This window comes from Ruminococcus sp., from assembly GCF_017549005.1.
Taxonomy (GTDB): domain Bacteria; phylum Bacillota; class Clostridia; order Oscillospirales; family Ruminococcaceae; genus Ruminococcus.
In genome coordinates this window covers 103489-126830 of record NZ_JAFYYT010000047.1, presented here as the reverse complement: position 1 = coordinate 126830, position 23342 = coordinate 103489, and the positions used below count along the sequence as shown (strand labels likewise).

The window sequence follows — 23342 nt, the reverse complement described above, 5'->3', positions numbered from 1 at the left end:
GAATGGATGTCATGAGTTGTACTTGTTCATGGCTTCGTCCGTTTTGCCCTGTACCATGAGCTTTATGCACTCGCAGGCGTTTTTCACGGACTCATTCATGAGCTCTCCGTCCTCCTTGCCGAACTTTCCGAGCACCCACTTTGCAAGGTCGTAGTCGGGGTGAGGCTTCTTGCCCACTCCCATTTTTATGCGTGGGAAGTCGTCCCTGCCGGTCAGTTCGCATATGCTGCGGAGACCGTTATGTCCTCCGTGGCTGCCCTTGCGGCGTATGCGGAGCTTTCCGCAGTCAAGTGAGATATCGTCGCATACCACAATGAGGTTCGCCGCGTCTATCTTGTAGAACTCCAGCGCCTGTACAACGGCTTCGCCGCTGTTGTTCATAAAGGTAGTAGGCTTCAGCAGCAGACAGCGTTTACCCTCGATAGTTACCTCGGCAGTCTTGCCCTTGAAGCGCAGCCGGCTTATATCTTCGCCCAGCTGCTTTGCAAGCTCGTCAAGCACCATGAAGCCTGCATTGTGACGGGTATTCTCATATTCAAGTCCGGGGTTGCCCAGTCCGGTTATCACATATTCTATTTTACCTCTTGCCGCGGAAGAATTTGCGGCTATCCTGTCGAACACATCAAAAATACTCATTCAATCTCTCCTTTTGTTCCGCAATTATCATTGCAGGGACTGATACCTGCATCAGCCCGACCGCATATGTGAAACATCACGGGACAGTATAGACACTGCCCCTGCATTTTTAATCTATCATATTGGCGCATACCCTGCACCCCGCATACTAACGGCTTTATCATTCCAGGCCGTGAAGCGATTCGACTATTTCAAGTCCGTATCTGTCTGCGAACTCCCTGCCTCTCTTTATTGCTGCGCTGTCGCAGAGGGCTCCGGGGATATGTGCGTCACAGCCGATTATGGCCTTGTTGCCGATCTTCTGTGCGATACTGAAAAACCTGTCCGAGGGATAGTGCCTGCCGCCTGCCATACCCAGCAGATTAATCTCAACAGGGATATCCTTGACTTTAAGGTACTCGCACAGGCGCGTCATATGCTTTTCGTACTCCTCGTCGCCGCCCATGTAGCGTATCAGGTCGGGATGAGCTACATAGCGGTATCTTCCCGACTCCATTCCCTCTATTATCCTGTCGACGTACTGTATGAGCAGACTCTCCCTGAATACGGGAGCTCCCATGTAGTCCCCCTCGTACTCGGGGTCGTTGAAATGCTGTCCCATTATCATATAATCAAGGGGATAATCAGCAAGAAGTCTGTCCTGCGCTTCGATGAGCTGAGGTATGTACTCCGCCTCAAAACCTATATATATCCTGATATCGTCGGAATATTCCTTTTTAAGGTCAGTGAGCGACCTGAAATATCCCTCGACCTCCGATAGTTTCATTCTTATATCCGAAACATACCCGTTATCAAACACCCACGGACAGTGATCCGCAAAGCCGAGGACCTTTATTCCGCCTGCAATAGCGTGCTCAACGAACTCCCTGTCCTCTCCCTGCGCGTGTCCGCAGCGGCAGGTATGCGTATGGTAATTGGCAAACATTCCAATCTCCCCTTTCAAAGTATGATTATACCACTTTTCGGAGAAAAAAACAAGTAGGGAGACGTTCCGCCTGCTATCAGCCATTCTCCGGAAGAGTTCCTCATTGACAAATCCCGCATACAGATGTATGATTAAAGAAAAAGGAGGGCATAAGCTATGGTAAGTATCGGTTACAGAAAGTCAAAGGCAGGCTTTGACAACTGCTTTGAGCTGAATTTCAACGAAAAAGAACTCATACCGTCAGTTTTTTACAAAAACGGTGAACGCGGAGCTGCTCTGCGCTTCTTTATTGAACTGCTCAGAAAAGCTGATATGCTCGCCGGAACCGAAAACGGCCAAGAACTCATGTGGTGCAGACAATATAGATGTAATATGGGAGATGTTCCCTTTACTATGGTGTATGACATTGATTACGATATCGTTTCTTTCTCCGTTGAGCCCGAAAACTGCAAGTACAGAGAAGAGATCGCTGAAAGGCTCCGTTATTTGGTTGAAACGGCAGAATAGCACAAAAAGTCCGGAGGTATACTGTGTACTCATTTAGCAGTTTTGTACTCTATATAGGTACCACAGTATACTTCCGGATTTTATTATTCGTTATTTCTGTGCGTTTGCAGCTGCTGCTTTCTTTGCCTTTTTCTTTATTATCCTGTTGGACTTTCTGAAAACGAAACCAAGGAGGAGCTCCGCGCCGCCGATTATGAGCAGTATCACTGATAACGGGAGAAGAAGGCTCTCGGACAGGTAGAAGCCCACATTATGTGTGAATGTGAAGGCTACTGCCGAGCCTACGATGATAACAAGTCCCGACAGGAACACTATTATTCCCACGATATTGAATATCGTTGCAAAGAAGCCCGTTACGTGCTTTGCGCGCTTGTCCACGATAGCGCTTATCCATATAAGGAAGAGCAGTACGATACCGCCGATGATTCCGATAGTTATGAATGAGAACAGGTAGCTGAGCTTGTCAATGTCAAAGCCGAGCTGTCTTCTCCACTCTCTTACGCTGAGAGAATCGGAGAAATTGTCCTTGTCGAGATTCTTTTCGAGAAGCTCATAGTCCTCGTCGGTGAGCTCGTATCCGAACTCGTCCTCTGCGGCGCTGCTGTTTGCTTTCACGAAATCATTCACAAAATCGCCTGCTGTTATTGAAGGATTTGAACCTTCGCCGTCTATTATGAAATCAAGGTAGTCCTCCGCAACCCGTCCTGCGTACTCACGGAAGTCGGTCGCAAGGAGATATCTCTTGAAAGCCGCTTCGTCTGCCATTCCATGAGTTGCAGTCCTGAAGCCGAGTGAGTTGTACAGCGTCTTTGAAAGCTCCTTGCCGTCAAATTCGGCTGTGAGAACGGTCTGGTCGTTCAGCTTTTCAAATCTTCTCCTGATGACCGAGCCGTTTGCACCCAGCTTTATCGCAAGTACAAAGCTGAACAGGAGCATGAACAATACTGCGAATATAGTCACAAGTGAAGCTCCGAAGATACGTCCTCCGCCTACCTTTTTGCGGACCTTCGGCTGCTCTGCCGGCTGCTGCGGCATGGGCGCAGGCTCGGGAGCTGTCTGTACCGGCTGCTGGGGCGGTATTACGGGAGCGCTCTGCTGTGCGGCATACTGCGGATTGCTGTAATAGTCCTGTCCGCCCTGAACAGGTATCTCCATTGTATTGCTGTTGTCATTGAAAGCGTCGGCAGCGCCATTCACAGCAGCTGCGGGAGCCTCCTGTTTCGGGAACTCCGCAGGCTTATCCCCGTCAGTATGTAAGACCTCCGTAACGCTTTCGGGCTCGGGAACAGGGTCAGGCTCGGGGAGCTCTATTGTCTCCGAGGAGCTGAGTATCTCCGTAGGCTCGTCGTTGAGGAGCTGCACGTCCTCCTGAGTAAGGCTGAGAGCCTCCTCGTTATTTGCGATGACCTCTTCAAGATGAGGAAGAATGGAGGTTGGCTCGTCGTCCCTGAAAGTTTCCTTAGCCTCTTCTGCGGCTTGTTCTGCCGTTTCCTTTATTTCTCCGGCAGTTTCCTTTATTTCCTCTGTAGTCTCGTTCACAGTTTCTGTAACAGGTGTATCTTCCTTTTTGAGCGAAGCTCCGCACTCCGTACAGAACAGAGCGTCCTCGGGCATTTCGCTTCCGCACTTTTTGCAGATCATAATATTCCTCCTGTTTTTTGTGTATTCCGTATCTTTAAGCTTACAGCCGCCTTAAATCGGCTTCTGAATTTATAATTATTATAAGTCAAAAGGTAAAATATGTCAAGTAAAAAAACTGTTACATTATATTACATATCTGCTTTTTTGGCGATAGGATACGTTTGATGTCGAAAGAACAGAAAACAAGCCCCTGACATAATGTCAGGGGCTTAAAAAACTAAATATCAGTGATGATAAAGGCAATACCCTTGTCAAGTCCGCGGAGAACGTCCCCGGGAGTATCTTTTTCGCTGTCAAAGTATACGAAAACAGGTTGCTGCGCTGTATCCGCCCTGCTGTCAAGTACAGTGAAGGACACGTATCTGTAAGGGCGGAATCCGCTCTCCGATACTATAAGCTCGCCAAAACAGCGGTCAGTGTCAACGTCTGCCCAAAAGTGTCCGGGAGAGTCGTTCTTTACCGTTATTTTTACTTTGCCCTGATATTTCTGCGATATCTCCTGAAGCCAACGCTTCACCGAGGAGTATATCTCCCCGTACATTTATCTTACCTTTGAGCCGACAGGTATGCTGTCGTCCACAAATATCACCTTAACTCCGTCGGGAGTATCAGCCGCGCAGATCATGCCGTTGCTGTCAACTCCTCTGAGCTTTACGGGCTTGAGGTTTGCAATGAGCTGGAGCTTCTTTCCGATAAGGTCCTCGGGCTGGTAATACTGAGCGATTCCCGATACTACCTGACGTCCGCCCATTCCGTCGTCAAGCTGCAGGCAAAGGAGCTTGTCCGACTTCTTCACCTTTTCACAGGCAACTACCTTTGCAACTCTTATCTCTACCTTTGCAAAGTCGTCGATAGTTATCTCGGGTGCGAGCTGTACAGCTTCTGCGGGAGCTTCGCCCTTTTCCTCTGCTGAGAGCTTTGCCTTTGCAGCCTCCATATTCTTTGTGAGTATGGCGTTGAGCTCCTCTATCTCCTTGTCAACGTCTATTCTCGGGAAGAGTATCTCTCCCTTATGGACTGTTACATTCTCGGGAAGTACGCCGAACCTGCCGAGCTTTTCGTACTCGACATCTGCTGCTGTTGCGCCTATCTGCTCCCATACCTTCGGCATTGTGGTAGGCATGAAGGGGGCGAGGAGAGATGAGGTTATACGGATAGCTTCAAGAAGATTGTAGAGAACTGCCGCAAGGCGAGCCTTCTTAGCCTCGTCCTTGCCAAGCTTCCACGGCTCTGTCTCGTCGATGTACTTGTTTGCACGGTCAACGACCTTTGATATCTCCTCGAGAGCCTGTTTGAGCTTTGTCTCGTCGATACATTTGTCAACTTCGCCGCAGAGTGCGGAAACTGTTGCCTTGAACTCGTCGTCGAGAGCGTTGCTTTCGCGCTCTGTCGGGAGAGTTCCGCCGAAATACTTGTCAGCCATTGCGACGGTACGTGAAACAAGGTTTCCGAAGCCGTTTGCAAGGTCGGAATTGATACGGTTTATCATTATCTCGTTTGAGAAGAGGCTGTCTGCTCCGAGAGCCATTTCGCGGAGGATATGGTATCTTATGGAGTCGCAGCCGTAACGCTCGCCAAGTACGAAGGGGTCAACTACATTGCCGAGGGACTTCGACATCTTTACGCTCTCGCCGCCCTTGCTCTGCATTGTGATATAGCCGTGTACTGCAAGGTGCTTCGGGAGAGGCAGGTCGAGAGCCATGAGCATTGCAGGCCATATGATAGCGTGGAAACGCATGATGTCCTTTGCAACCATATGAACGTCGGCAGGCCAGTACTTCTCAAAGTCGCTGTGTGCCGAGTTCTCATAGCCGAGAGCTGTGATATAGTTTGAAAGCGCGTCTATCCATACGTATACAACGTGCTTTTCGTCGAAAGATACGGGAACTCCCCATGTGAATGAGGTTCGCGATACGCAGAGGTCCTCGAGACCGGGCTTGATGAAGTTGTTTACCAGCTCAACAGCTCTTGTCTTCGGACGGAGGTAGTCTGTCTCCATGAGGAGCTTCTCTATACGCTCAGCAAAGGGAGACATCTTGAAGAAATAAGCTTCTTCCTTTGCGAACTTGACAGGTCTGTGACACTCGGGACAGCAACCGTTCTCGTCAAGCTGGGAGTCTGTCCAGAAGCTCTCGCATGGAGTGCAGTACTTGCCCGAATATTCGCCCTTGTAGATGTAGCCCTTGTCGTAGAGAGCCTTGAATATCTTCTGTACCGCTTCTACGTGGTAGTCGTCAGTGGTACGGATATATCTGTCGTAGGAAATGTTCATGTATTTCCAGAGGTTCTTGAATTTGCTCACGATAACGTCAACGTACTCCTTGGGAGTTACGCCCTGCTCGGCAGCTTTCTGCTCTATTTTCAGGCCGTGCTCGTCTGTGCCTGTAAGGAACATTACGTCATAACCCTGCATTCGCTTGTAACGGGCTATAGTATCGCAGGCTACTGTGGTGTAGCAGTGTCCGATATGCGGATCGCCCGACGGATAATAAATCGGTGTGGTAATGTAAAAGGGTTTCTTTGACATAAGGATCGCTCCAATCTTAGTGTTTATTTCCCGTTTCCAAATGAAAGAAAGGGATACAAATTATATTATAGCACATTTTTCCTGCGTTGTCACGCTTTTTTTGTATTTTACATCTGTATAATTATTTCAGCCTGACAGCACAAAATCAGTTGACAAAAACCGCTTTTTTGGTATAATATAAACATAGACCTGCCATACAGGCAAAAAGAAGGAGTGATCATAATGAAATTACGAAAAATATCAGCAGCATTTCTCGCGTCAGCTATGCTCATTATTCCGTTCGGTTCAGTCACAGCCGCGTCTGCGTCCGAGAGTGATGCAAAGCAGACTGTCACGGAGATAAAAGTCGTTCCGATAACAGAGGAAAAGCTTGTGGGCGACTGGCATATATACAAGGTCATCGACAAGGCAAGCGGAGAAGACCTTACGGCATCGAAGGGAATATATATCGACTGGATATACACCTTCAGTCCCGACGGCTGGGTACTGATAGACCACGGCTCGGGCAGCAGTCCTTCCGTGAAATGGCAGATAGTCAGCGGCGAGGTCGTTACAGACTCAAGCGAGACCCTTGTTTATGACGGTACCGACCTCATACACAAGGAGGGCGTTGACGGCTGTTCGTTTTACTGGCGCAGAGTCGTCAGGCTCGGCGATCCCACAGGCGACGGTATCATAGACGCAGTTGACGCTTCAAGGGTGCTGAAATCATATGCTGTATTCTCAACGGGAACCGAAAGCCCAACAGAACAGGAAATTGCGACCTCCGACATAAACAAGGACGGACTTATCGACGCGGTGGACGCTTCAAGAATACTGATATACTATGCTTACAGATCCACAAACGGAACCAGGTCGCTGGCGGAATACTTTGAATTAAAAATATAAATTTTACGCTCCAAAAAAAGCGAAAAATTAACACATTATCTATTGAAATGGTAATTTCGCAATGTTATAATATATATAGAAATATAACTCGGAGAGGAGAATTTCTATGAAACTTGCGAGGTTACTGGGAGCGGCAGTAGCAGCGTATTTTATTGTTTCAGCCAATTTTCTGCCTCATTTTGCAGTCGCGGACAAGGCGATAGGAGACCCGTACATACTCGAGGACATAGACCCGTTTGATTCGCCCGTAAAGCCTACGCTCTCCCTGAGCCGCCTTGAGCTCACACTCGAGGAAGCAGAAGCCGAGCCCGTCCGTACCATAGATATGACCATTAAAGGCGCAAATAATAAGTATGCTCCTACAGCTCTGCATATCAATTACGATGAAAGGCTTACCCTTGTTATGGACGGCGATTTCTGCGCCGACAGGGGCAAGGCCATTGCAAAGCTCGATGACGTGCAGTTCGTTTCGGGTCCGCACAGCTTCTGCCTTGTCACAGCAGGCAGTACTGACAGCGGCAAGGACGGCGTTATGTGGAGCTTCAGCTTCAGGCTGCCCGACGACGTAAAGGCAGGGGACGTTTTCCCTGTCTGCATAGAGTATCAGCACAAGGAGCTTACAAACGACCTTTTCACCAATATCAACAACGACCGCACAGGTCAGCTCATGGAAGCCTGGATATTCACAAACGGTATCCAGCACGGCTATATCAGGATAAAAGAACCCGTTACCACTACTACCGTGACTGAAACTACCACGACTACTACTTCCACTACTACAACGACTTCCACCACAACAAGCACGACCACTTCGACTACTTCAACCACGACCACCGTAACGACAACCCAGCCCGTTACTACAGCTCCGAAAAGCTTGTATATGCTGGGCGATCCCACGGGGAACGGCATTATCGACGCTGTGGATTCATCTTATGTTCTCGGAGCTTACGCGAGGTTCTCCATCGGCGAGGAAGCCCCCGACGAGAAATGCCTTGCGACCTGCGATGTAACAGGCGACGGCCTTGTGGACGCAGTGGACGCTTCAAAGATACTTTCCTACTACGCTTTCATCTCCTCATCAAGTGAACCCAAGAGCTTTGAGGAGTTTCTTACAGGCTGATACAAAACGCCCCGAAAGAGTATGTGTGATACGCATAGAGGAGTATTTGTGAGAATTTATTGAGGGAAACCCTTTTGAAAAAGGGTTTCCCTAACAGGGACCTGTCCCCTCTGTCCTTCGGACATCTCCCCGTACAACGGGGAGTAATCCTCAAACTCCTTTCCTAAAACTTCCAGCTTAAATTTTTCCAAACAGGACGCCCCCTGTAAGATATACAGAGGGCGTTTTTATTATGTCAGGCGTCCTGTTTGGAAAAATTTGGGTTAAAAGTCTTTGGAAGGGGGTTCGGGGGAGAACCTTTCCTCAGAAAGGTTTCCCCCGGTAAATCCCATATAAACTTCTTTACGAGTACCGCGCATATTCTTTCGGGGCGCTTTTCTTATCTCTGCTTCAATAATACTTCTGCTATGGCGATATCCTCGGGAGTCGTTATCTTTATGTTGGTATAGTCGCCTACGGTCATTGCCACCTTGCCGCCGATAGCTTCAACGAGCTGGCAGTCGTCGGTGAAGTCAAGTCCGTGCTCGAGGGCAAAATCTATTCCCTCAAAATACAGTCCGCGCTTGAATATCTGCGGAGTCTGGGTGATATAGAGTGTGCTCCTCGGCGGAGTATCGACTATAAGTCCGCCGTCCACTGATTTTATGGTATCCTTTACGGGAACCCCGAGAGTTGCGCCGCCGAATATGGAAGCGTCCTTTATGACCTTTTCGATGTGTTCGGGCTTTACGAGGGGGCGAGCGCCGTCATGGACTGCAACGAGCTCGCTGTCCTTTGATATCTTCTTAATGCCGTTGATTACGCTCTCCTGACGGGTGGCTCCGCCTGTGGTGCAGGCTGCGAGCTTCGTAATGCCTGCGAGCCGTGCTTCCTCCTGTATCGCCGGGATATCGGCTTCACGGGCAACTATCACTATCTCACAGACGCTCCCGCAAGCCTGAAAAGCCTGCATGGTCACGCCTATGACCTTCCTTTCGCCAAGCGGGAGCAGTATCTTGTTCACGCCGCCCATTCTTGTGGAATTTCCTGCACATACTATAACTACAGATGTTTTCATATCAGCTGTTTCCTTTCTTTTTATCCTTATCGGGCTCTATTGGAGCTGTTCTTATGCGTATCACGGGGAGCTTTTCGAGGGTGAAGCTGTAACTGAACATTCCGTCCTCTGCTGTGAGGTCGTTTTCACCGCTTGCCGGAGGTGCAAAGAGCTTCAGTGTCAGCTCGCTGCCGCCCTGTATATTCTTTTCGTAAAACGCAGGCATGAGGTCAACGCATTTCGTCGCCGGAGACTTGTAGAACCAGCGTCCGTTGAGCTCCAGCATAAGGTTTGAGTCGTCCTCGAAGTACAGCTCGCAGAACACGGGCGGAGCTTCAAAATAAACAGGTATGGCTATTCCCTCCGCGTCCTCGGAGCTTCTCCATATGAGCTTCACAGGCAGCTCCGTCTCGCCGCCCATAGTCATCGAGGGGAGGAATCTTTCCCTGTTTATGAGCTCCCTGTAGGTCTGCATTACGGGCTGTTCTATGCCAACAGCGGCGTTGTTCGGGTCTTCGCGCTCAAGTCCTAGCCGTCCGCGGTCGCGGAACTGATAAAAGCAGATGCCCGACAGCCAGTCCGCCTTTTCTTCTTCAATAATATCGCAGAAAAGCCTTATCATATCCGCCTGTTCATAAGGACCTGTCACGTTTCCGTCCGCATTATGCTCCGACATGACCATAGGCTTTGAAATGCCGCCGTTAAGGTACCTGAACCGCTCATAGCTCCGTCTTGTGAGCTCGAATATCTCACGTACAGAGCACCTGTTGTGAGTAGTACCGCCGCTCTCGGCAACATCTGTCGGCCAGCCCCAGTGGAGAGCCATATACTTGTCCACCGACCATATATCCGTATCGAGGACAGCCTGTGCGAACTCCTCTTCTTTCACCATTTTTTCGGCATTTATGTCCTCGATACCTCCGATACAGAGGACAGTCCGGACATTCGGCGCGTGTTCTTTTATTATTTTCACGGCGCGGCAGTAAAAGTCCGCCACCTGCCGGTAATCCGCTCTCCTGTTGAACTGGAACCAGTTCCCCGTAGCCTCATGGTTTATACGCAGGAAAAGCCTGCCGAAGCTTTTCAGGTCCTCGCCTATAGCCGCAAGGTGCTCGTCGGAAACAAACGGGTCAATAGTGAGTGTAAGGGTAACGTCCTGACCGTGCCTGCGTATATCGCGCATGGACTCAAAGGGCTCCCCGTCCCTGCTGCCATCAAGACCACCGAGATACGGGAAATAGTCGTCATAGGGGTAGTCCCACTGGAATGCTATCTTCTTGTCCTTGTAGTACTCGGATATACGCGCAGGCCACTCCTTGTCGAGAGGATAGTAGCAGTACATGAGACTGACGCTCCTGTGCGGTCTGCCGAGCCTGCTGAGTATGTAGTCCTGACTGACGTATTCGCCTCTTTCGCTGCCGTCGCCGAGGTCAGCTGCACAGACAGCTCTGCCCATTTTTATCTTATACGCCTTTTGCATTGGATAGTTTCCTTTCCTGGTGATAACTGATATTCACACTTATTATAATATACATTATGAAAAGTGTCAACGAAAAAAATCTCCGCAAGCTGAAAAACCGCAAGGAAGCAGAGCTCCCTTGCGGTTCCGACTTTTTATTCAATTACATCGTAACGATGAAGCATACGCTCTTGCCTGGCTGATTGAGTACGTGTATCTTGAACTTATGCTTGTCTGCAACTGATTTTGCGATCGCAAGTCCAAGTCCGTAACCGCCTGTAGCACGGTTTCTTGATTCGTCGCTGCGGTAGAAGCGCTCGAATATCTTTTCGGTATCGGCTTCCTTTATGCCCTGACCTGTGTTGTATACCGAGAACAGCTTTCTTTCGCCCGAACGTTTAAGCGTTACCTGTATCGTACCGCCGTCGTTGGAGTACTTGAGGGCGTTGTCGATGAATATCGCCGCCATCTGCTTGATGTGCTTCTCGCTGCCGCTGAGCATGATGTTGTCCTCGATATTGACCTCGAACTTCTTATTGCTCTCGAACGCCTGACACTCAAATGGCAGAGCCGTATTCGCAATAGCCTTGCTGAGGTTAAAGTATCTGCGCTCCAGCTCATTATTGCTGTTTTCCAGCCTTGTGAGGTTAAGAAGGTCGTTTACGAGAACGCTCATACGGTCGGTCTGCGATTTTATGTATGCAAGCCACTTGTTATCGCCTATCTCACCCTCGAGAACGTCCGCATTTGTGGATATTACAGTAAGAGGAGTTTTCAGCTCATGGCTCGCGTCGGAAACGAACTGCTTCTGCTTGTCGAATGCTTCCCTGATAGGCTGAATGCTCTTCTTGCTGAGGAAGTATGCGAGCACTGAAAGAACTATAAGGGCTATGATACCTACGATTATTGTAGTGCGCTTGAGCTGGTTGAGCATATCCTTTTCCGAGCTCTTGTCCGTAAGTATCATGATAGTGCCGTTCGGCTTGCTTGCCCTGTAGTACTGATACGAGTTTATCATACCCGTATCCTTTCTGTCGTTTATGATAGCGCTCGTGTACCTCTGGGCTCTCTCGTCGATGATGTAGTCGTTGTAGAGAGTTGCAAGGTACTTGCCGTTGGTATCAGCCATTATGGCAAAGTACTTGATAGAACCGATATTCTCAGGTATAGCCTCAACGCTTGTCTTGTTCTTAGGAGTTGAAGAGCCTGTATTCGAATACGGAGCGTAGCTTTCTCCATAGAAGCCGAGCTGTACTATCTGATAGTCGCCGCTGTCGCAGGCTGTCTGAGTGAGTACCGCGTCGCTTGACTCGCTGTCCGTATCTGCCTCTGCCTCCTCTGCATCGGGAACGCCGCTGCTTACCTTCGGGGTAAGGTGTTTATCGTATTCATTGAACTTCTTGATGTACTGATTATCGGGGTTCATGGGGTTCATGGGGTTGTTAGGCATCCACCATGTGTAGGGATTCGAGCTGCCCCACCAGTTCTCGTTCTTGCCCTGAGGCTGAGTGAACCAGGGAGGAGTTCCCTGACCGTCCCATGTGCTGCCGTCCTCGTTTACCCATTTGGTTCCGTCCCATTTCCAGCCGTTTATGCCGTTGTTCCAGTCCTGATTCTGGTTCTGATTGTTCCACTGGCTCCAGTCCTGGCCGCTGTTCTGGTTGTTCCACTGACTCCAGTCCTGACTGCCGTTCTGGTTGTTCCACTGACTCCAGTCCTGACTGCCGTTCTGGTTGTTCCACTGACTCCAGTCCTGACCGCCGTTCTGGTTGTTCCACTGGCTCCAGTCCTGACCGTTGTTCTGCTCGCTCCACTTTTTCCAGTCATCTTCACTCCACTTGGTCCAGTCCTGACCGCCGCCGAATCCAAAGCCGCTCCAGTTCTGACCGCCCTGACCGTTATTGTCGCCCTTGTCCTTGTTCCAGTCGCTCCAGCTCTGACCGCCGCTGCCGGGGACAGTAAATCCGCCTGGGCTGGTCGGGATAGCGAACCAGGTAAATTCTTCGCTTTTGGGCTCGGTCTGCTGTGGTTCAGTGCCGGGTTCGGAAGTATTTCCATCGGAATTATCTCCTGATGTATTTTCCTCGCCCTCAGTTGCCGCGTCTGTGTTTTCAGCCGTAGTCTCCGTGGATGCGGGAGCTGTTCCCGAAGAGGCAGCAGCAGTTCCCGAGGAAGAAGTCACCTTCTTATCGTCTGCGGGCTTCGGCGGAGGATTATTGTTCCTGCCGTCATTGGCAGTATCTCTTGAATCAAAATAGAATTCGTGCTTTTCCTCATTATAGCCGAGATTTGCGGCGATATCCTGCAATACCTCCTTTGACTCCTCACTCATGACCGCTTCCGTGATAACGTTTATTCCGATTATAAGTGCAATAAAAACAGCAAGAAGAATACTGACGATCATACCGAAAAGCTTCATCTGCGCTTTATTGAACATTCGGTCATGTACTTTTCTGAACATCTGTCATTCCTCCTTTTTATAGTTTTATTCCAGTGAATAGCCTATCCCGCGGGCAGTTTTTATCTGTACGGGAGCCGATATCACCGAGAGCTTCTTTCTCAGGAAAGAGATATACACTTCAATATTATTGTACTCCACGTCGCTCTCATAGCCCCATATCTTCTCGATTATCCTTTCCTTTGGAAGTATCTGCTTCGGGTTTGATATGAGGAGCTCCATTATCTGGTACTCCTTGAGGGAGAGCTTCACATCGTTTCCGCGCCACATTACGGAACAGGTATTTTTATTCAGCTCGAGACCGTTGTAGTCGAGCCTCTTTTCATCAACGAGCTCGCCCTTTCTTCTTGTGAGAGCGCGTATACGCGCAAGGAGCTCGCCCGTAACGAACGGTTTAGTTATGTAGTCGTCGGCGCCGCAGTCGAGGCCGTTTATCTTGTCCTCTATCTCGCTGCGCGCGGTAAGGAGCAGTACAGGAGTGTTTATCTTTTCCTGTCTCAGCTTCCTCAGGATCTCGATACCGTTCATGCCGGGAAGCATGATATCGAGTATTATACAGTCATAAACGCCTGTGAGCGCATTATCGAGCCCGTCTATTCCGTCGTAAACGGTATCGACATTGTACATATTTCTTTTAAGTATCTCGGACAGGGCGTCCGCAAGCTGCATCTCGTCCTCTACAACGAGAAGTCTCATAATAAATACCCCCTTGATATTTCAGCCGCCGTATGCGGCATAAATAAGCTGTGGAAATGCTGAGATCAGCTCTTGATGAGTATACCATTCCACTCTAATACTATTATAACACAAAAAATTGAAATAAGCTTAAAAAAACAAAATGTTCAATATGTTGATTAGGAAAAAAATTCGTTGCATTTTTGTGCACTTCAACAGTTTTGTATTATAAGGTTCCGCAAATGTTGACTATAAGATAGATTTGTGCTAAAATTGATATACAGAATAGAAACTATAATTTACTGTTTTTACTCATTATATGTTTTTTGTAATGATACTATATAAATTGTTATACGTACACTACATTAATATAGATAGGAGGGGCGCAAATGTTATCACCTATGGAGCGTAAAAAAATAGGATTTCCGCTGCTTGCTTCGAGTGCAGCCGAGCTGAAAAAATATGTGGACGTCTATAGTCTTTTCGTTGAGAACGGCTATACCAGAGAGCTCTGCGACGCTTATTCGGACGCTTTCATCGACAACGCCAAAAAGCCCGCTCCCTTCGATATCATACAGCTCGCGTCCCTTTACGACAAGATAATGGACCATAAAACGGCGGCCTTTTACCTTGACAAACTTGCCGAAAAGAAGCTCGGCGGCGAGGAGCGCTTCGACTATTGCACGGGTATGCTGAGAACTATCAGCAAGATTGGCAACTGGCGCGACGCCGAGGACTTCCGTACACGGAATATAGGCTTTTTGCAGAAGCAGACACCTAAAATGTCGCAGAAAAAGCAGGCAGACCTGTATATCGCCCTTTCACTGGCGGACTGTGCCGCTAAGAGCTACACTCCTGCACTGAAACTGCTGAAATTCGGCTATAAACCGCAGGGCAAGAACGATGTCACTCTACTGGAGATATTCGTAACGGCAGTGTATATCTTTGCGAGGGCAGGCGACAGCGAGGGACTCAACGGAGCTGTCAGCAACGCGGAGGGCTGTCTGAAGCTCTTCAAGAATATGGATTTTTCATGGGAAGAGGCTTATTACAAGAGCCGCATCGAAAACGCCGAAAACGGTATAATATGACATCAGGCTCCGACTGCGGTCGGAGCTTTTATGCTTTCTACAGACAGGAAATTTTAATTAAAAAATTAGATTATGTAAAAAATCAGTATATTTTGCAAAAATTGCGGCCACAAGTCAATTGTTGCTATTTTTAATAATATTTAAATGAAACATGGTCAGTTCGGCTTTTGAGCATAATGACGAACATATCACTTTTGTGCTGTTAAATATATCAACTCTGCAAACGGCGTAATTATAGGAAATATTCAATTGCTTTTTTGTTCTGAAAAATATACTAACAATATTTCACTCGGATTGTAAACAAAATATTAACAAATCAAAACAGAATGATTGTTAATAATTTCTTAATTTAAAACTTTATATCAATTTTAGCAATATAGTGCTAATTTCGAGCAATATAATCAATTGAACTTCCGCCCCACATGGTCTATAATACAATTGTTGGAAGAGAAATGTGCCGAAAAATCGGCTTCTCTACCACCACATAATAATGTTAAGATATATTATGTGTCCTGTAACAAAATCGGCAATTATATCCTGTGTTGCTCGATCCGGTTTTAAACTCCGCCGGATCCCAATTCCAACCATCCAGTTTCAGCAGACTTCTGACTAATCACAACTGTTATTAAACATTAATGCCTATAATATGTTTAATCGCCTAAAGCAGTTTAATGACGCTTGATACGTTAGCGCAGTCGTGGCAGCATAGCAAACAGGTATAAGGCACTGCGGAATTTGTGCCCGCCGTAAATGACGTCTGAGTATAGAGGGTGCTCGGCGTCACCTGATAGCGACCTTGATTGGCTATTGAGAGGGTGTCAATGAAGGTCGTTATTCTTTTGCTGTTTTCGTTCTATACCATATATGAAAAGGTCTGCTCACGGGCAGACCTTTTTCTCGTTCCATGCAGTTACTGCGTCCGGCAGCTCCCGAACGCAATAATTGCTTTTTTATTTATTTTCCAAGCTTTGTCTTGAGCTTTCTGAGGGTATAGCCCTCGTTTATCTTCATAACGCCTCTGTCAATGGCAAGCGCGTAATCGGGAACATCTCTCGTCACTGTTGTTCCTGCGGCTGTATAAACGGCTTTTCCGAGCTTTACGGGAGCTATAAGGTTTGTATTGCAGCCGATGAAGCAGTTGTCGCCGATAACGCAGCGGCTCTTTGCAATACCGTCGTAGTTTACGGTAACGGTTCCGCAGCCGATGTTCACGCGCTTTCCGATGTCGCTGTCGCCGACGTATGCAAGGTGTGCGATAGCCGTCTTTTCACCGATAGTGGAGTTCTTTATCTCCACGAAGTCGCCTATCTTTGCCTCAGACCTGATAAGGCTGTCGGGGCGGATATGTACGTAAGGGCCAATATGAACGCCTGATTCGATAACAGAATCATAAGCCTGAACGGTATTGAGCTTTACGCTGTCGCCTATCTTGCAGTTCTCAACTACAGTATTGGGTCCGATAACGCAGTTTCTGCCCACCGATGTGTTCCTTCTCAGGATAGTGTTGGGGAGTATCTCCGTGCCTACACCTATCTCAACGCCGCGCTCGATGATAACGCCGTCAGTACAGGTGAACTCCACGCCGTTTTCGAGGTGCTTGTTGATAACCGCCATTCTTGCGTATGTATTGAGCTCGAGGAGATCTTTCCTGTCGTTTGCCCCCTTGATTATGTCGGCATTGTCCGACTTGAAAGCTCCTGCGTTCTTGCCCTCAGAAATGGCTATGGAAACCGTATCCGTCAGGTAGTACTCGTTCTGGGCGTTATCGTTGGTGAGCTTTCCGAGGAGCTCCACAAGATCGGCAGTCCTGAACCAGTAGGCGCCGGAATTTACTTCCTTTACGGCTTTCTGCTCGTCAGTCGCGTCTTTCTGTTCAACAATGCCGCTTATTCCCTTTGCGCTGCGGATTATTCTTCCGTAGCCGAAGGGATTTTCCAGTTCTGCGGTTATTACTGTTACTGCATTTCCCTGTTTTTCGTGCATTGCAAGGGAGTTTCTGATAGTTTCCTCGTCGATGAATGGGGCGTCGCCGCAGAGTACAAGGGTATTGCCGCTGGTATCGTTCTCAAGGAAGGGGATAGCCTGCTGTACCGCATGGCCTGTACCCAGTCTCTCAGCCTGAAGGACAGTTGTGTACTTCTTTCCGAGATATTCGTCGATCATTTCGCCCTTGAAGCCCTTTACCACGCAGATATCAGCTATATCTGCCGACTCGCAGGCAGTTATTACCCAGCGTAGCATAGGCTCGCCGAGGACCCTGAAAAGGGGCTTGGGCATTTCCGCTTTCATTCGCTTGCCCTGTCCGCCCGCTAAAATTACAGCTTTATTCATGTTTTATACCTCCTCAAATAGCCGCAGTGTCATTTCTGCGGCGCAGGCTCTGATGTCTCCTGCTCCTGTGTTGTCGCCTCTGCCTGTTCAGACGGCTGCTGTGTCATACCGAGAAGATACTCTTCCGACGCAGGTATGAGTTTCCAGCCTTCCCCCTCAACGAGGACTACCGTTACGGGATCGGTAAACTCACTGGTCTCGCCGTCTTTTTCTATGCCGATATTGACATTTACGCCGTAGCCGTCCTTTATCTGATAGCTCCTGCCGCTTATCTGCAGACCCAGAGCAAATGCGTCAAAATACTGCTGTGCGGACTTTATAGCCTCGTCGCTGAGTCTTTTTCCGCCGTCCGTGCTGAAAGTCCTGAGCGTTCCGCCTGCGCCCGAGCTCATAGCTGCGGCAAATTCCTGCTTCATGCCCGACTTTTCCATACCCTCTATCATTTCCTCGGGGTACATACACTTTATCATTGTATCAACTTCGCCTGATACACTGCTTTCCGCAAATTTCTTGAGAGTCTGTTCCGCTTCTGCCGGGACAGGCGTCTCAGTCTGCGCCTGAGCAGTTGCCTGAGCTGCGTTCTCCCCGCTCTTTGCCTTGCCCGGCTTTTCACTGCACGAAGCCGCGCAGACCGCCATCAGGCATACAACAAGCAATGCTGTAAGCTTTTTCATGTTTCACGTTCTCCTTTCATGCGCTCATACACCTATTTTTACATACTTTAGCCGTAAATGCAAGTGTTTTTTGCGAAAATTACTCCGCTTTGTTGATTTTTGTACAAATATAGCATTTTTAACGTCTTATTTTTGGCATTGAAAATATGGTAATTTTTTCTTTAATGTGTTATAATATGTTTAACTCGGATGATGTCCCTTCGGATAAGCGTCCGGTAATGTAAAAAATGGAGGTATACACCAATGGCAAATAAGTATTGTTACCTTTTCTCAGAGGGTAATGCCAACATGAGAGAGCTTCTCGGCGGTAAGGGCGCTAACCTCGCTGAGATGACAAACATCGGTCTCCCTGTTCCTCAGGGCTTCACCATCACAACAGAGGCTTGTACTCAGTATTATGAGGACGGCGGAATCTCTGACGAGATCATGGCAGAGATCAACGAGTATATCGTTAAAATGGAAGGAATCACAGGAAAGAAGTTCGGCGATAAGGAGAATCCTCTCCTCGTTTCTGTTCGTTCAGGCGCAAGAGCTTCAATGCCTGGCATGATGGATACAATCCTTAACCTCGGTCTCAACGAGACAGTTGTTAACACTATCGCAGAAAAGTCAAATAACCCAAGATGGGCTTGGGACTGCTACAGAAGATTCATCCAGATGTATTCTGACGTAGTTATGGAAGTTGGTAAGAAGTACTTTGAAGAGCTTATCGACCAGATGAAGGCTAAGAAGGGCGTAACTCAGGACGTTGAGCTCGACGCTAACGACCTCAAGGAGCTCGCAGGCCAGTTCAAGGCTGAGTACAAGGCTAAGATCGGCAAGGACTTCCCGGACGATCCTAAGGAGCAGCTCATCGGCGCTATCAAGGCTGTATTCCGTTCATGGGATAACCCAAGAGCTAACGTTTACAGACGTGATAACGATATTCCTTTCTCATGGGGTACTGCTGTTAACGTACAGTCAATGGCATTCGGTAATATGGGTGACGATTGCGGTACAGGTGTTGCCTTCACACGTGATCCTGCTACAGGTGAGAAGAAGCTCATGGGTGAGTTCCTCACAAACGCACAGGGCGAGGACGTTGTTGCAGGCGTTCGTACTCCTATGCCTATCCAGCAGATGGCTGAGACATTCCCTGAGGCTTTCGCTCAGTTCAAGGAAGTTTGCCAGACTCTTGAAAATCACTATCACGATATGCAGGATATGGAGTTCACTGTTGAAAACAAGAAGCTCTATATGCTCCAGACAAGAAACGGTAAGAGAACTGCACAGGCTGCTCTCAAGATCGCTTGCGACCTCGTTGACGAGGGCATGAAGACAGAGCAGGAAGCTGTTGCAATGATCGACCCCAGAAACCTCGATACACTTCTCCACCCCCAGTTCGATACAAAGGCTCTCAAGGCTGCTACTCCTATCGGCAAGGGTCTCGGTGCTTCACCCGGAGCTGCTTGCGGTAAGATCGTATTCACAGCTGACGACGCTGTAGAGTGGGCTGCTAAGGGCGAGAAGGTAGTTCTCGTTCGTCTTGAGACATCTCCTGAAGATATCACAGGTATGAAGGCTGCACAGGGTATCCTCACAGTCCGCGGCGGTATGACTTCACACGCTGCCGTTGTTGCACGTGGTATGGGTGAGTGCTGCGTATCAGGCTGCGGCGATATCAAGATGGATGAAGCTAACAAGAAATTCGAGCTCGCAGGCAAGACCTTCAAGGAAGGCGACTATATCTCGATCGACGGTACAACAGGTAACATCTACGACGGTATCATTCCTACAGTTGACGCTCAGATTGCCGGTGAGTTCGGAAGAATCATGGCTTGGGCTGACAAGTACAGAACTCTCAAGGTTCGTACAAACGCTGATACTCCTGCTGACGCTAAGAAGGCAAGAGAGCTCGGCGCTGAGGGTATCGGTCTCTGCCGTACTGAGCATATGTTCTTCGAGGCAGACAGAATCGCTGCTTTCCGTGAGATGATCTGCTCAGATACAGTTGAGGGACGTGAGGCTGCACTCGCTAAGATCGAGCCTATGCAGCAGAACGACTTCGAGGCTCTCTATGAGGCTCTCGAGGGCTGCCCTGTAACTATCCGTTTCCTGGATCCTCCTCTCCACGAATTCGTTCCTACTGAAGAAGCTGACATCGAGGCTCTCGCTAAGGCTCAGGGCAAGTCAGTTGCTGATATCAAGAATATCATCGCTTCACTCCACGAGTTCAACCCAATGATGGGTCACAGAGGATGCCGTCTTGCTGTAACATATCCTGAGATCGCTGCTATGCAGACAAAGGCTGTTATCAAGGCTGCTATCAACGTTAAGAAGAAGCACGCTGACTGGAACGTTAAGCCTGAGATCATGATCCCGCTCGTTGGCGACGTTAAGGAGCTCAAGTACGTTAAGAAGGTAGTTGTTGAGACTGCTGACGCTGTTATCAAGGAAACAGGCGCTAACCTCGAGTACGAAGTTGGTACAATGATCGAGATCCCAAGAGCTGCTCTTACAGCTGACGAGATCGCTAAGAACGCTGACTTCTTCTGCTTCGGTACTAACGACCTTACTCAGATGACTTACGGCTTCTCACGTGACGACGCAGGCAAGTTCCTCGGCGCTTACTACGACAAGAAGATCTTCGAGAACGATCCTTTCGCTAAGCTCGACCAGACAGGTGTCGGCAAGCTCATGGAAATGGCTATCAAGCTCGGTAAGCCTGTTAATCCAAAGCTCCACTGCGGTATCTGCGGTGAGCACGGCGGTGATCCTACATCTGTTGAGTTCTGCCACAAGATCGGCCTCGACTATGTATCCTGCTCACCTTTCCGTGTTCCGATCGCTCGCCTCGCTGCTGCTCAGGCTGCAATAAGCGAAAAGAAGTAATTCAAGACTATATCAAAATCGGCGATTTTACGCTGTTTCATGGCGATGCGGAGATGTACTTCAAAGCTAAGTCCGAGAAGCGTGAATTCCATAATTGGCGTGACATCCGTGTAAACGTGTATGTCTGAGCCGATAGAATAGTTAATGATAAGGCTCTCACAGTTTCGGCTGTGAGAGCTTTTTTGTGTCTTGAAATATAGGCAGATTACGTAAAAGTGTGTTTTAGTTGACAGATTTTTGCGTAAAATGCGTTTTTACTTGACACTTTTCTTTTAACATGATATAATCAAGAAAAAGTGCGAGGTGATGCCTTATTACTGCGGTAACTGAACTTTTGATCGAGCTTTGTGACTTTGATCCGCTTGAACCTATAATTGCAAGCAAATACTATAAAGAAAAAGAGCGTAACAATCGCTGGAGCGAGGCATACTATTATAAGCTGCTTGAAAGAGCCTGCAAAGAAAAGAAGCTGATCAGACTGTGCAACGGTATGTATTGCCGTCCCAAATATACACCCTTTAGCTTTAAGCTGACAAATGATGATATAGTTGAGATATTCACTGCCTCGGGACGAGGTTTTGAAGTCGGTGAGAAGCTGTTTCATGACACCGGAATCATGTTAGGCGATTACAAAACCAGAACAGTTTATACTTCTCTGCTGCGTGACAGCAAGATGAAGATAGGTAATGTGCAGTTTATCAGGCATGAAATAGAATATTCTACTCTGTATACTGATACAATAGCTATGCTCGAAGTCTGTGCCAACTATTATAAAATATGTACAGTGGATCATACTAAGTTGATAAAGATGTATACAAAGTTCTTACGATCATACAATGATGAGGTCACGCATGAAGTGATAGAAAAGGTTGGTTATCCTAAATCCGCCATAGCTTTTCTTCGTATGATACTTGATACTCATCATATTCCTAATACGCTCGGTGAGTTCCTTTCTGCAAGGTCTGTCTACAAACATCCGACGATTTCTGAAATTCAGGTGAAGAGCGATTGGGATAGAAGAAATCTTAGGAGAAGGATAGGAGTCTGATAGTTTTTTATGGTATATATTGGTAAAACGTGATAAGCCAGAATCCTCATAGGTCGTTTCTATGAGGATTTTTTGATACGAAAGCAAAAATAACATCTGAATGAGAATTTTTCTCAATTAAGTGTTGACATTTTGCGCTTTTTGAGTATAATATATAGTAAGGAGAAAAAAAGGAGGCTTTACATTATGTTATTACAGTTCAATTTTAAGAATTTCAAATCATTTAAGGATGATACAATACTAGATTTATCGGCAACAAAGATTTCTGAATTTAATAATCATGTTGTTTCTATTGCAAATGAAAAGGTATTGCCTGTTGCAGCTATATTTGGTGCGAATGCAAGCGGAAAGTCTAATGTTCAGGAAGCTTTCAGATATATGTCAACGTATGTTATCAATTCACTCGATTATGGCGATGAATCTGATTCAAAAAAGAATTCGAGATTTTTTAAGCCGACTCCGTTTTTATTCGATAATACAAGCAAAAATGCAGAATCTTCATTTGAAGTGTATTTTATTGACTCAGAGGAAAATGGAGCAAAGACTTATAATTATGGATTCACTGTCGACAGTAATGGCGTATGTGAGGAATGGTTAAACTATAAGTCAAAGTCTTCAAGAGGCGATTTCAAGCGTATTTTCTATCGTAATGGAGAAGAGTTAGATTTTGCAGGTATTCCTGCTAAAAGTCGAGAGAACTTGATTATCGCATTAGAAAAGGAAACCTTGGTTGTCTCACTTGGTGCTAAGCTAAAAATAGCAAAGCTTAAGTTTATAAGGGATTGGTTTGTGCATAATGATTTTGCGGATTTTGGCAGACCAATAGAGAACTTTTTCTTATCTCAGCTTATACCGGAAGGATTTGAAGAAGATGAAAAGGTTAGACAGAAAGTAGTTGATTACTTCTCGTCATTCGATCCTTCAATAATTGGTTTTAATGTTGAAGTTATCAAGTCTGAAATCGATGATTCGGATAAGAAGCTCAGAATTGACGCTGTTCATAAAATGATAGACTCTGATCAGACCACCTCTATCCCGCTTCAGCATGAATCAGCCGGAACGCTTAAAATGTTTGCATTGTATCCAATGTTACAGGATGTGCTGTCAACGGGTGGCGTTTTCTTTATTGACGAGCTTAATGCCAGACTTCACCCCCTGCTTGTAAGAGCATTTGTTATTACGTTTCTCGATCCTGAGATCAATACAAATCATGCCCAACTTATCTTTACATCTCATGACTCTTGGCAGCTTAACGGTAATATCCTCAGAAGAGATGAGATCTGGTTCACTGAAAAGGATTCAAATGGAATATCATATCTTTTCTCATTAGCTGATTTTGTAGATGAAGATGGAGTTAAAATCCGCAAGGACGAGAATTACGAGAAGAACTATCTGTTGGGTAAGTACGGAGCAATACCGACTCTGAAACATTTTGATATGTTCAAGGGGGAATAA

General features: G+C 47.4%; 19 protein-coding genes. 7 read left to right on the top strand and 12 right to left on the bottom strand.

The window, feature by feature from the left end; all coding sequences use genetic code 11:
• Positions 1-9 precede the first annotated feature (9 nt).
• Both pth and IKW96_RS12185 read right to left on the bottom strand, forming a co-directional pair.
• Entirely contained in the window at positions 10-636 is a 627-nt protein-coding gene (gene pth / locus IKW96_RS12190; RefSeq protein WP_296575212.1) for an aminoacyl-tRNA hydrolase, read from the bottom strand.
• A gap of 160 nt (positions 637-796) precedes the next feature.
• A complete protein-coding gene (locus tag IKW96_RS12185; protein WP_296575209.1) occupies positions 797-1561 on the bottom strand; it encodes a histidinol-phosphatase in 765 nt (254 codons plus the stop codon).
• A 156-nt stretch (positions 1562-1717) separates the two neighbouring features.
• Between IKW96_RS12185 and IKW96_RS12180 the strand changes: the two genes are divergently transcribed.
• Positions 1718-2068, top strand: coding sequence for a hypothetical protein (locus IKW96_RS12180; protein WP_296575206.1), 351 nt, complete (start codon positions 1718-1720; stop codon positions 2066-2068).
• Positions 2069-2158: 90 nt separating this feature from the next.
• Here the strand turns inward: IKW96_RS12180 and IKW96_RS12175 are convergent, their stop codons facing one another.
• From IKW96_RS12175 to metG, 3 genes are all read right to left on the bottom strand, one after another.
• Positions 2159-3709 carry a zinc-ribbon domain-containing protein gene (locus IKW96_RS12175; protein ID WP_296575204.1) on the bottom strand — a complete coding sequence of 517 codons (1551 nt, stop codon included), beginning with the start codon at positions 3707-3709 and terminating at the stop codon, positions 2159-2161.
• A 217-nt stretch (positions 3710-3926) separates the two neighbouring features.
• A complete protein-coding gene (locus IKW96_RS12170; protein ID WP_296575201.1) occupies positions 3927-4226 on the bottom strand; it encodes a hypothetical protein in 300 nt (99 codons plus the stop codon).
• A gap of 24 nt (positions 4227-4250) precedes the next feature.
• On the bottom strand, positions 4251-6236 hold the full coding sequence (metG, locus tag IKW96_RS12165) for a methionine--tRNA ligase (RefSeq protein ID WP_296575198.1): 1986 nt from the start codon (positions 6234-6236) through the stop codon (positions 4251-4253).
• 222 nt (positions 6237-6458) lie between these two features.
• On the opposite strand from metG, the gene IKW96_RS12160 reads away from it, so the two are divergent.
• Positions 6459-7124 carry a dockerin type I domain-containing protein gene (locus tag IKW96_RS12160; protein ID WP_296575195.1) on the top strand — a complete coding sequence of 222 codons (666 nt, stop codon included), beginning with the start codon at positions 6459-6461 and terminating at the stop codon, positions 7122-7124.
• Positions 7125-7230: 106 nt separating this feature from the next.
• Positions 7231-8244: a hypothetical protein gene (locus IKW96_RS12155; protein WP_296575192.1), complete on the top strand. Its 1014-nt coding sequence runs from the start codon at positions 7231-7233 to the stop codon at positions 8242-8244.
• Positions 8245-8300: 56 nt separating this feature from the next.
• Here the strand turns inward: IKW96_RS12155 and IKW96_RS12150 are convergent, their stop codons facing one another.
• The 5 genes from IKW96_RS12150 to IKW96_RS12130 all read right to left on the bottom strand — a co-directional run bounded on the left by IKW96_RS12150 (position 8301) and on the right by IKW96_RS12130 (position 13893).
• Positions 8301-8435, bottom strand: a complete 135-nt coding sequence (locus tag IKW96_RS12150; RefSeq protein WP_296575187.1) for a hypothetical protein — start codon at positions 8433-8435, stop codon at positions 8301-8303.
• Positions 8436-8623: 188 nt separating this feature from the next.
• The gene (gene ispD / locus IKW96_RS12145) at positions 8624-9301 is read right to left on the bottom strand and encodes a 2-C-methyl-D-erythritol 4-phosphate cytidylyltransferase (protein WP_296575185.1); all 678 of its coding nucleotides are present in this window, start codon (positions 9299-9301) and stop codon (positions 8624-8626) included.
• 1 nt (position 9302) lies between these two features.
• Positions 9303-10760: a hypothetical protein gene (locus IKW96_RS12140; RefSeq protein WP_296575182.1), complete on the bottom strand. Its 1458-nt coding sequence runs from the start codon at positions 10758-10760 to the stop codon at positions 9303-9305.
• A 142-nt stretch (positions 10761-10902) separates the two neighbouring features.
• Positions 10903-13200 carry a HAMP domain-containing sensor histidine kinase gene (locus IKW96_RS12135; protein WP_296575180.1) on the bottom strand — a complete coding sequence of 766 codons (2298 nt, stop codon included), beginning with the start codon at positions 13198-13200 and terminating at the stop codon, positions 10903-10905.
• Positions 13201-13224: 24 nt separating this feature from the next.
• Positions 13225-13893 carry a response regulator transcription factor gene (locus IKW96_RS12130; RefSeq protein WP_296575177.1) on the bottom strand — a complete coding sequence of 223 codons (669 nt, stop codon included), beginning with the start codon at positions 13891-13893 and terminating at the stop codon, positions 13225-13227.
• Positions 13894-14261: 368 nt separating this feature from the next.
• Here IKW96_RS12130 and IKW96_RS12125 point away from each other — a divergent pair, with 368 nt between their 5' ends.
• Positions 14262-14963: a hypothetical protein gene (locus tag IKW96_RS12125; protein WP_296575175.1), complete on the top strand. Its 702-nt coding sequence runs from the start codon at positions 14262-14264 to the stop codon at positions 14961-14963.
• Positions 14964-15917: 954 nt separating this feature from the next.
• On the opposite strand, the gene glmU is transcribed toward IKW96_RS12125, so the two are convergent.
• On the bottom strand, positions 15918-17294 hold the full coding sequence (gene glmU, locus IKW96_RS12120; protein ID WP_296575173.1) for a bifunctional UDP-N-acetylglucosamine diphosphorylase/glucosamine-1-phosphate N-acetyltransferase GlmU: 1377 nt from the start codon (positions 17292-17294) through the stop codon (positions 15918-15920).
• Positions 17295-17323: 29 nt separating this feature from the next.
• Positions 17324-17968, bottom strand: coding sequence for a hypothetical protein (locus tag IKW96_RS12115; RefSeq protein WP_296575171.1), 645 nt, complete (start codon positions 17966-17968; stop codon positions 17324-17326).
• 243 nt (positions 17969-18211) lie between these two features.
• Between IKW96_RS12115 and ppdK the strand changes: the two genes are divergently transcribed.
• The 3 genes from ppdK (at position 18212) to IKW96_RS12100 (ending at position 23342) form a co-directional block, all read left to right on the top strand.
• The gene (ppdK, locus tag IKW96_RS12110; protein WP_296575169.1) at positions 18212-20839 is read left to right on the top strand and encodes a pyruvate, phosphate dikinase; all 2628 of its coding nucleotides are present in this window, start codon (positions 18212-18214) and stop codon (positions 20837-20839) included.
• Positions 20840-21173: 334 nt separating this feature from the next.
• A complete protein-coding gene (locus IKW96_RS12105) occupies positions 21174-21887 on the top strand; it encodes a hypothetical protein (protein WP_296575165.1) in 714 nt (237 codons plus the stop codon).
• Between the two features lie 186 nt (positions 21888-22073).
• Positions 22074-23342, top strand: a complete 1269-nt coding sequence (locus IKW96_RS12100) for an ATP/GTP-binding protein (protein ID WP_296575163.1) — start codon at positions 22074-22076, stop codon at positions 23340-23342.

Bases quoted from the DNA above. Each gene is read 5' to 3' on its own strand.
- IKW96_RS12100 (WP_296575163.1), top strand. From the start codon at position 22,074: ATGTTATTACAGTTCAATTTTAAGAATTTCAAATCATTTAAGGATGAT.
- IKW96_RS12160 (WP_296575195.1), top strand. From the start codon at position 6,459: ATGAAATTACGAAAAATATCAGCAGCATTTCTCGCGTCAGCTATGCTC.
- IKW96_RS12115 (WP_296575171.1), bottom strand. From the start codon at position 17,968: ATGAAAAAGCTTACAGCATTGCTTGTTGTATGCCTGATGGCGGTCTGC.
- metG (WP_296575198.1), bottom strand. From the start codon at position 6,236: ATGTCAAAGAAACCCTTTTACATTACCACACCGATTTATTATCCGTCG.
- IKW96_RS12135 (WP_296575180.1), bottom strand. From the start codon at position 13,200: ATGTTCAGAAAAGTACATGACCGAATGTTCAATAAAGCGCAGATGAAG.
- IKW96_RS12155 (WP_296575192.1), top strand. From the start codon at position 7,231: ATGAAACTTGCGAGGTTACTGGGAGCGGCAGTAGCAGCGTATTTTATT.
- IKW96_RS12125 (WP_296575175.1), top strand. From the start codon at position 14,262: ATGTTATCACCTATGGAGCGTAAAAAAATAGGATTTCCGCTGCTTGCT.
- IKW96_RS12175 (WP_296575204.1), bottom strand. From the start codon at position 3,709: ATGATCTGCAAAAAGTGCGGAAGCGAAATGCCCGAGGACGCTCTGTTC.
- IKW96_RS12140 (WP_296575182.1), bottom strand. From the start codon at position 10,760: ATGCAAAAGGCGTATAAGATAAAAATGGGCAGAGCTGTCTGTGCAGCT.
- ppdK (WP_296575169.1), top strand. From the start codon at position 18,212: ATGGCAAATAAGTATTGTTACCTTTTCTCAGAGGGTAATGCCAACATG.
- ispD (WP_296575185.1), bottom strand. From the start codon at position 9,301: ATGAAAACATCTGTAGTTATAGTATGTGCAGGAAATTCCACAAGAATG.
- IKW96_RS12130 (WP_296575177.1), bottom strand. From the start codon at position 13,893: ATGAGACTTCTCGTTGTAGAGGACGAGATGCAGCTTGCGGACGCCCTG.
- IKW96_RS12185 (WP_296575209.1), bottom strand. From the start codon at position 1,561: ATGTTTGCCAATTACCATACGCATACCTGCCGCTGCGGACACGCGCAG.
- glmU (WP_296575173.1), bottom strand. From the start codon at position 17,294: ATGAATAAAGCTGTAATTTTAGCGGGCGGACAGGGCAAGCGAATGAAA.
- pth (WP_296575212.1), bottom strand. From the start codon at position 636: ATGAGTATTTTTGATGTGTTCGACAGGATAGCCGCAAATTCTTCCGCG.
- IKW96_RS12180 (WP_296575206.1), top strand. From the start codon at position 1,718: ATGGTAAGTATCGGTTACAGAAAGTCAAAGGCAGGCTTTGACAACTGC.